This window comes from Nesterenkonia sandarakina (assembly GCF_014138825.1).
In the GTDB taxonomy this organism is placed as follows: Bacteria; Actinomycetota; Actinomycetes; order Actinomycetales; family Micrococcaceae; genus Nesterenkonia; species Nesterenkonia sandarakina.
This window is the reverse complement of the sequence record NZ_JACJIH010000001.1, coordinates 2,991,244-3,002,985: the sequence shown is the minus strand read 5'-3', so window position 1 is coordinate 3,002,985 and position 11,742 is coordinate 2,991,244. Positions and strand designations below refer to the sequence as shown.

Genomic DNA, 11,742 nt, shown 5'->3' with positions numbered 1-11,742 from the left:
GCACTCAACCGCGCTGACGTGCAGTTTTAAAGAAACCCCCTACTCAGGCGGGGCAGTATTACGTACTCGTAATGAATAGGTCGCCGGTTCGATTCCGGCAGGCGGCTCCAGAAAAGGTTCTGAGCTTGAGCTTTGATGGTTCTGATGGATTAACCGACAGCCCGGAATCCACGACTACGCTCGAGATGTAGTCAGCACACAAGAAGAGAGGCCCTGCTCAACCGAGCAGGGCCTCTCTTCTTGAAACTGGGTCATCTCGCGGACCTGCTACGAATTAGACCAGCCACCGTGGCAACGGCGAAGATCGTCAACCAGGCGACGAGGACCTGACCGCCAGTGAGGGCTAGTTCTTCAGGTCCAAAGAACATCCATCCGATGAGGAAGATCCCCGGGACTCCTACGAATACCTGCCAGGTAGTCCAAAACGTGCGTTTCGTCGGGTCTTGAGTCTCAGTCATGGACATGACGCTCCTTTCCGTCGGTCAGGCTGCCAGAGTAGCGAATCGACCTTCATCCGCAATCTCGATGCTTGCCGAGGCTTGCGAAGAGCTTCCGGAGAGGCTACCGAGACCGATTGCGTTAAGGGCAACTCCCACTGCCCGGGGGTTGTTCATGATCCAACGCTGGATGACCTGTGCGCTAGCACCACCGCCTACGCAACCCACGACGGCGTTCGGCTCCGAGTTCTGGAAGAACTCAGCCAACACCTCGGCCAGGCAGAGATTACCCGCGATGTGATCCTGGCCCAATAAGCGGCCAACACCGTCGGGGAAAACCTTAACCAGCCGGGAGTACTCAGTGCCCGTCGGCAGGTCCCCTTAGCCCGTCATCCCCCAGGGCTCTTCGCCGCTAGTCAGAGGTCTGGAGGAGCGCGTAGACCCGAGACGGGCTTGCAGTTCCCTCCACGATCGGCAGCGGAGCGACCACCAGCATCGCCCCCACAGCCGGCAGCTTGTCCAGGTTCTGCAGCGAGGTGATCCCGTATTTATCATTACCCAGCAGGTGATAGTGGACCGGGAAGGGCGGGTCCAGTTCGGCGCCGCGGCCGGCGTCGATCCCGACGGTCTCCACACCGATGCCGGAGAGCGAGGTCTCTTCCGCGAGCCACAGGGCTGCCTCAGCCGAGATGCCAGGGGTGTGCGAGCCGGTCTCGTCGGCATTGAGGAACGCTTCCTGGTCCTGGGAGAAGCGGTCCCAGCCGGTGCGCAGCAGCAGCCAGCCATTCTTCGGCAACGGACCGTGCTCGCTCTCCCAGGCGCGGATGTCATCGATCTGCAGCAGGAAGTCAGGATCCTGCTCGACCTGCGCCCTGATGTCGAGCACGGCGGCCGGCCCGATCAGTCGCTCGGGCGGGATCGAGGCCACATCGTGACCGCCCTTTCCTGAGATCCAGTGGACCGGTGCATCGAGATGGGTCCCCACGTGCTCGCCGGTGTGGATGTTGTGGTGCTTCCAGAACGGACCTGGTGCGTCGTACTCTGCAACCTTGTCCAAGCTGAAGTCGATCAGGTTGACGAAGGGCTCCGGCAGCTTCAACGTCGGCGTTGAGGCGGACAGCGGAGTTGTCAGGTCAACGATGCGCACGGAGTTCTCGGACAGCCCAGCGATCAGCGCGTTGACTGCGGTCATGTGGTTCCACCTTTTTCTGGTCGGGACGCTGCTGGTGAGGATATCGGAGCGTCAGTGGCCCTTGAAAGCCTCTGCCAGCCACCAGGAGCCTCCATCGTCTGCGATCTTCGCGTCGATCACCATTGGTCCATCCGGGTTCGACGCGACCCATTCACGCAGCGGCGCGAGGTCGTCCGTGGAGCGGACGGTGAATCCTTGGGCGCCGAATCCTCGGGCGATCGCGGCGATGTCCGTATCGGGGAACGTCACCGTCGTCAGGTCCTGCTCCCGGCCGAAGTGGTGGACTTCGGCGGAGTAGGCGGCGTCGTTGTAGACCACCACGACCAGTGGCAGCTTCAGACGCACAGCGGTCTCCAGTTCCTGCACGGCCATCAGGAAGCCGCCGTCTCCCGTTCCCAGAACCGGCATCCGCGAGGGTTGCGCCACAGCTGACCCGATCGCGGTGTACAGGCCGAGTCCGATCGACTGGAACGCCTGGGTGAAACAGAATCCAAACTCATCCGGGACGTCGAAGTACTGACTGGGGTACCCCATGAAGTTTCCGGAGTCGATGCTGACGATGCGCTCGGCGGGAAGAATACGATTGATCTCCCTGGAGAGCTCCCGCGGATCCACACTCTGACCGTGAGAGCCAAGGACCTCGGTCGAGGTCTGATCCCAGCGCGCACTGGCAGCGATGCGTTCTTGCACATCACGGGTGCGGTAGCGGAGCTTCTCCCGGTCACCACACCCTTCTAGCAGCGCCTTGGCCACGGCGGCAGAACTGCCGAGGATCGGAATGTCCACCGGCCGATGCGCCGCGAGCGCGGAGTCCTCCACGTCTACCTGCGCGACCACAGTGTCCGGACCGATGAGCTTCCCGTGCCGGGTGGTCCACATATTCAGGGCACAGCCGAACGCCACGATCAGGTCGGCGTTGCTGATCAACTCTGCACTCAGAGGCGATGCGAAGCCCCCGGAGATGCCGAGACTGAAGTCATCGTCGTTGAACAGCCCCTTGGCGACGGCGCTGGTCGCCAGCAGCGCCCCGGTCGCCTGAGCCAGGGACGCGATCTCCCGTTTCGCCCCGCGTGCACCACGCCCAGCCAGGAACACCGGCCGTTCGCTCCGCGATATCGCCGCTATGAGCGGCTCAAGCTCGTCCTGGGTCGGCACGATCTCGGGACAGGGATCCACGCCGAGCTGCGGGATCGCTCCGACCGCCACTGCTGCCTGGAGGTCCAGGGGAAGGTTCAACACCACAGTGCGGCGATCTCTGAGGGCTTTCCGGTATGCCCTAAGCGTGTCTGCGAGCGCCGATTCCGCGGAGTGGACGCGCTCAGCCTCGGCGCCCAGAGCGCCGGCGAAGCCGCTCTGGTCCATAGCGAAATTGGAATGAACCTGGTGGGCGGCGGCCTCGGCGGCCAGCACGACCATCGGGGTGCGCGATTTCGCGGCTTCAGCAATCCCAGTGCCGGCGTTGGTCAAGCCGCAGCCCTGGTGCAGGCTCAGCACGCTGACCTGACCGCTCATTCGTGAGTAGGCATCCGCCATGGTCGCCGCACCTCCTTCATGCCTGGCTGCGATGAAGGGGACTCCCGCCTCACGCAGCGCGTTGGTGACGACGAAATTGCCGCTGCCGACAACTCCGAATGCGTGGCCCACACCAAGGCGGGCCAGGTATGCGCCGACCTGCTCTGCGACGGTCGTCATCTGATCTCCTTCTTCGCGGAAAAGCGGTCGTGCCCTGTTCCATGACCGGCGGACGGGTACCCGAGGGCCAGCCTACGACTCTGACGAGGGACTGCTAGGCAGGTCTTTCAAAAATAGGGATGCTAAAGCGGATTCAAAGTTGTTCGACAAGCGTTCTTCTGCGGCTAGGATGACAACTATAGGAAGATGCATAACTGCGAGATGCCCTAGGTCTACTCGGTTCGCGAACAGACAGATGCAAGGTAAAGATATGAGTCGAAAAGCACTTATCGCCAGTTTGGCGACACTCACTCTCGTGCTGAGTGGTTGCGGTGAGGACGAGGATGAGCGAGCCCGCACGGTGGATGCTCCCGCTTCGGATGCATCAGACGCCGGGGCAGAGGACAGCGAGGAAAGTCAGTCCGCGTCAAGGGACGTCGATCTCGAGGCTGCGCTTCTCACCTTGGATGACATGCCGACCGGATGGACTACAGATACCGTCGAGGCCACTGGCAACGACAGCGACTCCGCCACGCTCTGCGGCGCGGAGCTGATCGAAGAAGTGGAACCGGCCGGAGAGGTGAGTGCCGACTTCTCGGCAGGAGACTTAGGCCCACTGCTGGGCCACTCCATCTTGGAGTACGAGGACGACGAAGCCGCTCGAGTGCTCACCGACTTCGCCGACGCCCTGGACGGCTGCGAGGAGTGGACCGAGGAGACCGACGAAGGCCCGATGACGCTTCGCCCTACCCCCCTGTCCTTCCCTTTGCTGGGTGATGAGACCGTTGCCGTCCGCATCGATGCTGCCAATGAGTTGGTGGACATGACCATGGACATGGTCGTCTGGCGACACGGCGACACCCTCAACATCATCACGATGATGGAGGCGTTCGGCACCCCGGACGGCGAACAGACTGAGCAGTTCGCGACCCTGGCGGATGAACGGATTGCCTCACTCCTCTGACAGGTTGTACTGCCGGGGCCCTGCCTCTTGAATCCGACCGGAACGCGCATAAGACTGCGTGAATGACTAGTCACCTGCTCACCTGGTCCGGCATCGATGATCCCGACCGGCTCGACCACGCCTGCGTCGAGATGGATTCGACTTCGATGCACGCCGTCGGAGGCTCCCAGGCGCGCCACTTCAGCTCGAGCTGGGAGCTCGAGATCGGCGAGGACTGGACGACGCGATCACTGCATGTGACCACCCGCGGGTTCGGGTGGTCACGCTGGCTGGAGCTCACCCGCGCCGAGTCGGGACGGTGGTCTACCGAGTCCGGCGGCCGGGGCGACACCAAGCTGCCCCCGCCGGGCCTGGAGGAGCCCGCCACCCTGGATGACGCCATCGACTGTGATCTTGGTCTGTGTCCGGTCACCAACACGATGCCGATCCGCAGGCTTGGTCTCTTGGACCGAGACGTGCCCTCCACCCACCTGGTCATGGCGTGGGTGGAGATGCCCTCGCTGCGCGTGCAGCGCAGTGAGCAGGTCTACGCCTCGAAATGGACCGATGAGCGCCGGTTGGTGAAGTACAGCACTCTGCGCGGCGACTTCAGCGCAGACCTGACCGTGGACTCCTATGGACTGGTCATCGACTACCCCACGCTGGCCCACCGAATCTCCAGCGACGAGTGATCAGCCCGCCAGCACCAGGCCCAGATGCTCGGCCAGCGAAGGGGCCAGCTGGACCAGCTGTTCCTCACTGATCACCGCACCCTTGAGCCCGGAGAGTCCGACGATCCGGCTCAGCTGAGCGCCACGCAGATCAACATCTTTGAACCGGGCGTGACCGACCTCCAGGGTCTCCACGGTGCACTCGGAGAACTTCATGCGGGTGGCGAGGGCACCGGAGATGTCCAGCTCGGTGATCGTGCAATTCTCGAGGAGCACATCGCTGAGCACGGCGCTGCGAAGGTTCACCAGATCCAGCTTGCACCCGCGCAGCACCAGGCCGGTGATGCCGGTCTCGTAGAGCTCCGCGACCCCGAACCGGCTGGCCTCGATCACGACGTCGCGCCAGGTGGACCGCGGAGCCTTCAGATGTGGTGCGCTCACCCGCTCCCAATGGGATTCCGCCACCGAGGCCGCGGAGAGGTCCGCCTCCGCCAAGGTCACCGAGCGCAGTCGGCATTCGGTGAGCCTGCCTCCGGAGAGATCCACCCCGGTGAGGTCGGCGTCCTGAAGGATCAGATGATCCCCCTGACCGGTGCGCTGCAGCTCCGCGGCGCTGCCGATCTCGAGCTGGTCCAGTCGCGGGGTGCGGAATTTTGGGGCCTGGAGTTTCGTGGCCTGGTGTTTCGGAGCGGGGATCGGGGCCTCAGTCGATCGCATCAGTCTGCCTCTCAGTCGCGCCCAGCCTAGCCCGGTGCTCAGACATGGCCCGGTGTTACAGTGCCAAGATGGAACTTCGAGTAGCTGCCTATGCCGTGATCACGGACCAGGATGGGCGGATGTTGCTGCCGCACTGGCATGTCAGCGGCACCGCCAAGGGGTGGACGCTGCCCGGCGGCGGGCTGGACCCGGGCGAGGACCCTGCCGACGGCGTCGTCCGTGAGGTCTTCGAGGAATCCGGTTATCAGGCCGAGGTGCAGGAGCTGCTGGGGATCGATAACTTCATCATCCCCGGTGAGCGCCGGATCCACCCGAGCGAGCGCGGCACGCCGCTGCAGAATCTGCGCATCATCTACCGGGCGCGGGTCACGGGAGGCTCACTCACCGTGGAGCCGGAGGGGTCCACGGATGATGTGCGCTGGTTCAGCCACCCCGAGATCGACGCCCTGCACCGGGTGTCGCTGGTCGACGTCGGGCGCCGCTTCGCTGGTCTGCTGACCGACGCCGCGCGCTGACCCACGCTGAACCCCCGCTGTCCCATGGCTGAGCTCACCGGGTCAGCCGCTGCTCAGACCGCCGCGTCGGAGGCGTCCTTGAGCGCCTCCTTGACCTGATCGGCCCGGCGACGCACCGCTACCAGCTCCCCGTGACCCAGGCGCACCATGGCCGCGGCCTCCGCGGTCGTGGCCAGGTGGTTCGCGGCCCGTGAGAGCGAGGAATGCAGCTTGGTGGCTCCACCAGGCACCTGCAGGCCGTCGCTGAAGTGGCTGATCTGCGCCCTGCGGCAGAGCTCGTAGACGGTGTCCAGCCGTTCGGCAAGCTCGTCGCCGATCAGCACCAGCTGGCTGTAGGTGGCGTCGTCCTTCACGCCGTCGATCACCTGGTGGTACCGATCCAACCCGCGCACGTAGCGGTCGTGGGCCTGCCGCCACAGCCCCTTGCCCAGCTCTTTGTCCAGGCGGCGGGCGCGGCGGCGGCGGGGAAAGAGCTTCATCATGATGCCGGTGAGTCTATCGAACCCGGACTTCGGCCAGGCACCGTGGCCTCATGATCCGTAGCAGTCTCCCCCACGCGTTGAGTGGCGGATTCTGCGGCTGTTTCGGCCCGAGAACCCGGTCAACTGGTCGTGGAATCCGCCGCTCAACGCCGGCGAGCGGCCCGGGAGGGGTCACTGCGTGGTGAGCAGGATCTTGCCGGTGTGGCTGCCGGAGTCGAAATACTCCTGGGCGGCGGCGGCCTGATCCAGCGGGAAGGTCCGGTCGGTCTGGACGGCGATGTCCCCGGACTCGATCAGCGGCCAGATCTCCTCCCCCACGGCCTGGACGATCTCGGCCTTGGCCTCGGCGTCCCGGGCGCGCAAGGTGGTGGCGATGATCCGCAGCCGCTTGGCCAGCATCAGACCCAGGTCCAGCTCGGCGCTGCGCCCACCCTGGAGCCCGATGATCACCAGCCGACCGGCGGTGGCCAGGGAGCGCAGGTTGGTCTCCAGATACTTCGCCCCGACGACGTCGAAGATCACGTCCACCCCGCGCCCATCGGTGAGCTCCTGGATCCTGGCCGCGAGGTCCTCCTCCCGGTAGTTGATCACCTGATCGGCTCCGAGTTCGACGGCGAGGCTCGCCTTCTCCGCCGAGCCGACCGTGGTGAGCACCTGGACCCCCAGAGCGCGCAGGTATTGCAGCGCGAAGGACCCGATCCCTCCGGTGCCGCCATGGACCAGCACCGTGTCTCCTGGCCGGACTCCTGCCTCCCCGCGCAGATTCGAGTGCACCGTGGCGGCGACCTCGATCAGGCCCGCGGCGTCGGTGAGACTGACCCCGGCCGGGACCGGCAGCACGTGCCGGGCGTCCACGGTGACCTTCTCGGCGTAGCCGCCTCCGGCCAGCAGCGCGACCACCTGCTTCCCGACCAGTTCCTCCACCGCGACGCCGCTGCCCTGCCCTGCGGCGACGACGTGGCCGGAGACCTCCAGCCCGGGGGTCTCGGAGGCTCCCTTCGGCGGCGGATAGACCCCGAGGCGCTGCATCACATCGGCCCGGTTCAGCCCGGCTGCGGCGACCTCGATCAGCACCTCACCGGTGCCAGGAGTGGGATCCTGCTGCTCGGTGAGGCTGATCACCTCGGGACCTCCGGCGTCCTGGTACTGGACTGCTCGCATGCGCACGCTCCTCAACTCGATCCGGCTCTGGGACTCACGTATAGTCTGTGTCTGGAGTTTTCCACGAAACGCTGGGGAGCTCCATCAGGGCTGAGAAGTCCAGGAGCGCTGTCCGAGCGGCCGAAGGAGCTGGTCTTGAAAACCAGTGTGCGGCAACCCCGTACCGTGGGTTCGAATCCCACGCGCTCCGCTCAATGATGAGGTGGGGTCCCGAGAACGGGGCCCCACAGTGGTTCCCGAGCAGGTCTCCCGAGTTGCGTCCCGCACCGAGCACGCGGACACCGGTGGTGAGTCGGAGGTGCGGATGCGCAAGGACACGGCCGGTCCCGGACTGCTGAGCGTGCTGCTCGGTGCGGTGGCCGTCGGCCCGCTGCTGCTCTATGGGCTGAGCGCCACCAGCGAGGAGATCATCACCGACCTCGGCATCAATGAGGCCCAGTTCGGGCTGCTGGCCACGGTCTGCTTCGCCTGCGCCGCCGTGGGCAATGCCACGCTGGGACGCCTGGCCGACCGGCACTCAGATCTCGCGCTGATGACCGTGATCTTCCTGATCGCCTCGCTCGCCCTGGGTCTTGCCGGGGTCCCCGGCGGCTACCTGGTGCTGGTGATCGCCGCCGGGCTCTCCGGCATCGCGCAGTCCTTCCCCAACGGGGTCACCAACCGCATCCTGCTGGAGCGGGTCCCGGCCAGCAAACGGATCGGCTGGGTGGGGGTGAAACAGTCCGGGGTCCAGGTCAGCCAGCTCGTGGCCAGCCTGAGCTTCCCGCTGCTGGCGGTGCTGCTGGGCTGGCGCGGCACGGCGCTGCTCGCGGCCCTGGTGCCGCTGGTCCTGCTGGCGGTGACCTGGCGGATCCTGCGCAGGGTCCCGCCGCTGCACCCCCGCCGCGACGCCGCGAGTTCCCCCGCCGCCGGCGGCCCCGGCACCTCCGGGGCGCCCGGATCCAAACCCGGGTCCGATACACCCAGTGACTCCGGCGCGAGCAGCGAGACCTCCGAGCCCCGCCCCGCGGCGCCGCGCGGTCATTCCGCGGCGGTCTGGGCCCTGGCGGCCTTCGGCTGCCTCAACGGGATCGGGGTGCAGGCGACCAACGTCTACCTGCCGCTGTTCGCGGTCCGAGAGCTGGACTTCTCGCTGGTCCTGGGCGGGGCGACGGCCGCCGTCGCCGGTGTGGTCGGTGTGACCGCCCGGATCGGCTGGGCCCGGGTGATGGCCCGGGGCGCCTCCGGACCGCTGCTGCTGCTGGTCCTGGCACTGACCGCACTGGCCGGCGTCGGCGCGTTCCTCGGCGCCGATGCCACCGGCTGGCCCGCGCTGCTGTGGACCGCGGTGGTCCTGCACGGCGCCTCCGCCCTCGGGGTCTCGGTGGTGCTGATGAGCGTGCTGCTGCGCAGCATCCCCTCGACGAAGATGGCCTCCTCCTCCGGGGTGGTCACGGCGGGGATGTTCACCGGCTTCGCGATCGGACCGCTGGGGATGGGCCTGCTGGTCAGCTCCGCGGGAGGATTCACGCTGGGCTGGATCGCAGTGGCAGGGGTCTACCTGCTCTCCACGCTGCTGGCGGTGCTGCTGCTCAGCCGGCGTCGCCGGTCTTCGGGTCGCTGAGTGATCCCAGAGCGATCGCTGAGCCGCAACGTACCGGTGACAGGGTCCGCGCGCGCAGTACAGTGACACCTGAGCAGACCCTACCCAGGAGGTCACCCATGACCGGTCACACGCCCCCGCAGGACGTCCAGCATGCCGCCCAGCGGGCACTGAGCTGGATCGATGAAGGAAAGGCCGGGAAGGGATTCACCGACACCGGCCGGAACCGGGCGAAGGAGCTCGCCGAGGGCGCCGAGGTTCCGCTGGAGCACATCCACAAGATGCGCCAGTACTTCGCCCGGCACACCGTGGACCGCGACGCCGAGGGCTTCCATCACGGCGAGAACGGATACCCCACTCCGGGTCGCGTCGCGTGGGACGCCTGGGGCGGAGACCCCGGTGAGACCTGGGCCAACCGCGAGAAGTTCGACGACGCCGACTGATCATCCACCGCAGCACTGATCCTCCACCGCAGCAGAGAGCAGGCACACCCCATGGCATTCAGCAAAGGCGACAAGGTCTCCTGGAACACCCCGCAGGGCAAGACCCACGGGACCGTGAAGAGCAAGCACACCAAGGATCTGGAGCACCAGGGCCAGACCTTCCGGGCGTCCTCCGAGGACCCGGTCTACCTGGTGGAATCCGAGAAGACCGGCGCCGAGGCCGCGCACCACGAGAAGGCACTGGATAAGGGCTAGCCGTTCCGGACCAGGCCCGGCCGCAGGGTCAGTCCTGGGCGGTCGGGTCTGGTTCGGTCAGGGCCGGGCGGTCAGGTCTGTCTCCTCAGGCCTGCACGCTCAGGCTTGGTTGGCCGCGATCCGCGAAGGTGACCGCACGAAGAACGCCCCTGCCACAGCCGCCAGGGAGACGATTCCTGCGATCATGAACGCCGACTGCGCTCCGGAGGCCTGGGCAGCGATCTCGCCGAGGGAACCTGACTCCTGGCTGGCGACCCGGGACATGGTGGTGATCAGGACCGCCACGCCGACGGCGCCGGCCACCTGCTGCAAGGTGTTCAGCACCGCGGAGCCGTGGGAGTACAGGCTCGGCCGCAGCGCGCTCAGCGAGGCCGAGAAGAGCGGGGTGAAGGACATCGCCAGACCGAAGGACATCCCGATCTGGATGCTGGTGAGCAGCGCGACCGAGGTGTCCTCCCCGACCATGGAGTAGGACCAGAGGCCGGCGGAGACCAGGATCGTCCCGGGAATCAGCAGCGGCCGGGGGCCGCGGGCATCGTAGATGCGACCGACGATCGGCCCGAGGACGCCCATCACCACGGAACCTGGCAGTACGATCAGTCCGGCCTGGGTCGCCGAGAGGCCGACGACGTTCTGCAGGTAGAGCGGCAGCAGGGTCAGGCTGCCGAACATCGCCAGCGCCAGGACGGACATCACCACGACCGCCATCGTGAAGTTCACCGAGCGGAACACCCGAAGATCCAGCAGCGCCTGCTCGCGACGCTGCAGCCGCAGCTGACGCCACACGAACAGGACCAGCGCCACTGCTGCGGCGCCGAGCATCAGCGCCACCAGGCTGGTGGGGGTCTCTGCGGACTCGGTCCCGTGGGCGCTGCCGAGCTGGCTCAGCGCGAAGACCGCGCCGCCGAAGCCCAGAGCGGAGAGGATGACCGAGGCCACGTCGATCCGGCGGTACTGAGACTCCCCCAGGTTCAACATCCACTTCGCGCCGATCAGCAGCGCGATCACGGCGATGGGCAGGATCAGTCCAAAGATCCAGCGCCAGCTCAGCGAATCCAGGATCACACCCGAAAGCGTGGGGCCCACGGCGGGGGCGAGCGCCATCACAATGCCGGCCCGGCCCATGATCCGTCCGCGAGAGTGTTCCGGCACCACATTCATCACGGTGGTCATCAGCAGCGGCATCATGATGGCGGTGCCCGAGGCCTGTACGATGCGGCCCAGCAGCAGCACAGCGAAGCCGGGGGCGACGAGGCAGATCAGCGTGCCCATGGTGAACAGGGTCATGGCGGTCAGGTAGACCCCGCGGGTGCTGAAGCGCTGCAGGACCAGGCCGGTGATCGGGATGACCACGGCCATGGTCAGCATGAAGGCGCTGGTCAGCCACTGCCCGAGTGTGGGGGCGATGCCGAGTTCCACGTTCAGCTGTGGGATGGCGATGCCCATGGTCGTCTCGTTGAGGATCGCGACGAATGCGGAGATCAGCAGCAGCCAGATGACGCGCATCCCACGGGGATCGATCGTTTCTGGTCGAGCTTCGGTCTGGGTGCTGACGGCCACTGCGGAACTCCTTGGCTGAATCACGGGAGACGGGCGCGGTCTTGCGCGACGCCACGAAAAGACACTATATGACTATCGTGGCAGAGTCTGCCAAAAGTGGACGTTAGACTGGA

Annotated in this window: 12 protein-coding genes and 1 tRNA gene; 7 read left to right on the top strand and 6 right to left on the bottom strand. The window is 66.1% G+C overall.

The window, feature by feature from the left end:
• Nucleotides 1–849: 849 nt before the first annotated feature.
• Together HNR24_RS13760 and HNR24_RS13755 are read right to left on the bottom strand one after the other, a co-directional pair.
• Nucleotides 850–1,629, bottom strand: a complete 780-nt coding sequence (locus HNR24_RS13760; protein WP_182496032.1) for a cyclase family protein — start codon at nt 1,627–1,629, stop codon at nt 850–852.
• Between the two features lie 51 nt (nt 1,630–1,680).
• A complete protein-coding gene (locus HNR24_RS13755; RefSeq protein WP_058887385.1) occupies nt 1,681–3,321 on the bottom strand; it encodes a thiamine pyrophosphate-binding protein in 1,641 nt (546 codons plus the stop codon).
• Nucleotides 3,322–3,571: 250 nt separating this feature from the next.
• On the opposite strand from HNR24_RS13755, the gene HNR24_RS13750 reads away from it, so the two are divergent.
• Together HNR24_RS13750 and HNR24_RS13745 are read left to right on the top strand one after the other, a co-directional pair.
• On the top strand, nt 3,572–4,264 hold the full coding sequence (locus tag HNR24_RS13750) for a hypothetical protein (protein WP_058887386.1): 693 nt from the start codon (nt 3,572–3,574) through the stop codon (nt 4,262–4,264).
• A 62-nt stretch (nt 4,265–4,326) separates the two neighbouring features.
• On the top strand, nt 4,327–4,935 hold the full coding sequence (locus HNR24_RS13745; protein WP_182496031.1) for a putative glycolipid-binding domain-containing protein: 609 nt from the start codon (nt 4,327–4,329) through the stop codon (nt 4,933–4,935).
• Here the strand turns inward: HNR24_RS13745 and HNR24_RS13740 are convergent, their stop codons facing one another.
• Nucleotides 4,936–5,631 carry a pentapeptide repeat-containing protein gene (locus HNR24_RS13740; protein WP_182496030.1) on the bottom strand — a complete coding sequence of 232 codons (696 nt, stop codon included), beginning with the start codon at nt 5,629–5,631 and terminating at the stop codon, nt 4,936–4,938.
• Nucleotides 5,632–5,699: 68 nt separating this feature from the next.
• On the opposite strand from HNR24_RS13740, the gene HNR24_RS13735 reads away from it, so the two are divergent.
• On the top strand, nt 5,700–6,146 hold the full coding sequence (locus HNR24_RS13735; RefSeq protein WP_182496029.1) for an NUDIX hydrolase: 447 nt from the start codon (nt 5,700–5,702) through the stop codon (nt 6,144–6,146).
• A 53-nt stretch (nt 6,147–6,199) separates the two neighbouring features.
• On the opposite strand, the gene HNR24_RS13730 is transcribed toward HNR24_RS13735, so the two are convergent.
• Both HNR24_RS13730 and HNR24_RS13725 read right to left on the bottom strand, forming a co-directional pair.
• The gene (locus HNR24_RS13730) at nt 6,200–6,628 is read right to left on the bottom strand and encodes a hypothetical protein (RefSeq protein WP_310735450.1); all 429 of its coding nucleotides are present in this window, start codon (nt 6,626–6,628) and stop codon (nt 6,200–6,202) included.
• A 171-nt stretch (nt 6,629–6,799) separates the two neighbouring features.
• The gene (locus HNR24_RS13725; RefSeq protein ID WP_182496028.1) at nt 6,800–7,789 is read right to left on the bottom strand and encodes an NAD(P)H-quinone oxidoreductase; all 990 of its coding nucleotides are present in this window, start codon (nt 7,787–7,789) and stop codon (nt 6,800–6,802) included.
• A 102-nt stretch (nt 7,790–7,891) separates the two neighbouring features.
• Here HNR24_RS13725 and HNR24_RS13720 point away from each other — a divergent pair.
• From HNR24_RS13720 to HNR24_RS13705, 4 genes are all read left to right on the top strand, one after another.
• A tRNA-Ser gene (locus tag HNR24_RS13720) sits at nt 7,892–7,979 on the top strand.
• A gap of 39 nt (nt 7,980–8,018) precedes the next feature.
• Nucleotides 8,019–9,392, top strand: a complete 1,374-nt coding sequence (locus HNR24_RS13715) for an MFS transporter (protein WP_310735449.1) — start codon at nt 8,019–8,021, stop codon at nt 9,390–9,392.
• Between the two features lie 98 nt (nt 9,393–9,490).
• Nucleotides 9,491–9,814 carry a hypothetical protein gene (locus tag HNR24_RS13710; protein ID WP_058887391.1) on the top strand — a complete coding sequence of 108 codons (324 nt, stop codon included), beginning with the start codon at nt 9,491–9,493 and terminating at the stop codon, nt 9,812–9,814.
• A 51-nt stretch (nt 9,815–9,865) separates the two neighbouring features.
• Entirely contained in the window at nt 9,866–10,069 is a 204-nt protein-coding gene (locus HNR24_RS13705) for a hypervirulence associated TUDOR domain-containing protein (RefSeq protein WP_179440777.1), read from the top strand.
• Nucleotides 10,070–10,168: 99 nt separating this feature from the next.
• Here the strand turns inward: HNR24_RS13705 and HNR24_RS13700 are convergent, their stop codons facing one another.
• Nucleotides 10,169–11,575 carry an MDR family MFS transporter gene (locus HNR24_RS13700; RefSeq protein ID WP_182496192.1) on the bottom strand — a complete coding sequence of 469 codons (1,407 nt, stop codon included), beginning with the start codon at nt 11,573–11,575 and terminating at the stop codon, nt 10,169–10,171.
• Between the last annotated feature and the right edge of the window lie 167 nt (nt 11,576–11,742).

Coding starts and splice junctions, on each gene's coding strand:
- HNR24_RS13730 (WP_310735450.1), bottom strand. CDS start 6,628: ATGATGAAGCTCTTTCCCCGCCGCCGCCGCGCCCGCCGCCTGGACAAA.
- HNR24_RS13735 (WP_182496029.1), top strand. CDS start 5,700: ATGGAACTTCGAGTAGCTGCCTATGCCGTGATCACGGACCAGGATGGG.
- HNR24_RS13755 (WP_058887385.1), bottom strand. CDS start 3,321: ATGACGACCGTCGCAGAGCAGGTCGGCGCATACCTGGCCCGCCTTGGT.
- HNR24_RS13745 (WP_182496031.1), top strand. CDS start 4,327: ATGACTAGTCACCTGCTCACCTGGTCCGGCATCGATGATCCCGACCGG.
- HNR24_RS13705 (WP_179440777.1), top strand. CDS start 9,866: ATGGCATTCAGCAAAGGCGACAAGGTCTCCTGGAACACCCCGCAGGGC.
- HNR24_RS13750 (WP_058887386.1), top strand. CDS start 3,572: ATGAGTCGAAAAGCACTTATCGCCAGTTTGGCGACACTCACTCTCGTG.
- HNR24_RS13760 (WP_182496032.1), bottom strand. CDS start 1,629: ATGACCGCAGTCAACGCGCTGATCGCTGGGCTGTCCGAGAACTCCGTG.
- HNR24_RS13725 (WP_182496028.1), bottom strand. CDS start 7,789: ATGCGAGCAGTCCAGTACCAGGACGCCGGAGGTCCCGAGGTGATCAGC.
- HNR24_RS13710 (WP_058887391.1), top strand. CDS start 9,491: ATGACCGGTCACACGCCCCCGCAGGACGTCCAGCATGCCGCCCAGCGG.
- HNR24_RS13740 (WP_182496030.1), bottom strand. CDS start 5,631: ATGCGATCGACTGAGGCCCCGATCCCCGCTCCGAAACACCAGGCCACG.
- HNR24_RS13700 (WP_182496192.1), bottom strand. CDS start 11,575: ATGCGCGTCATCTGGCTGCTGCTGATCTCCGCATTCGTCGCGATCCTC.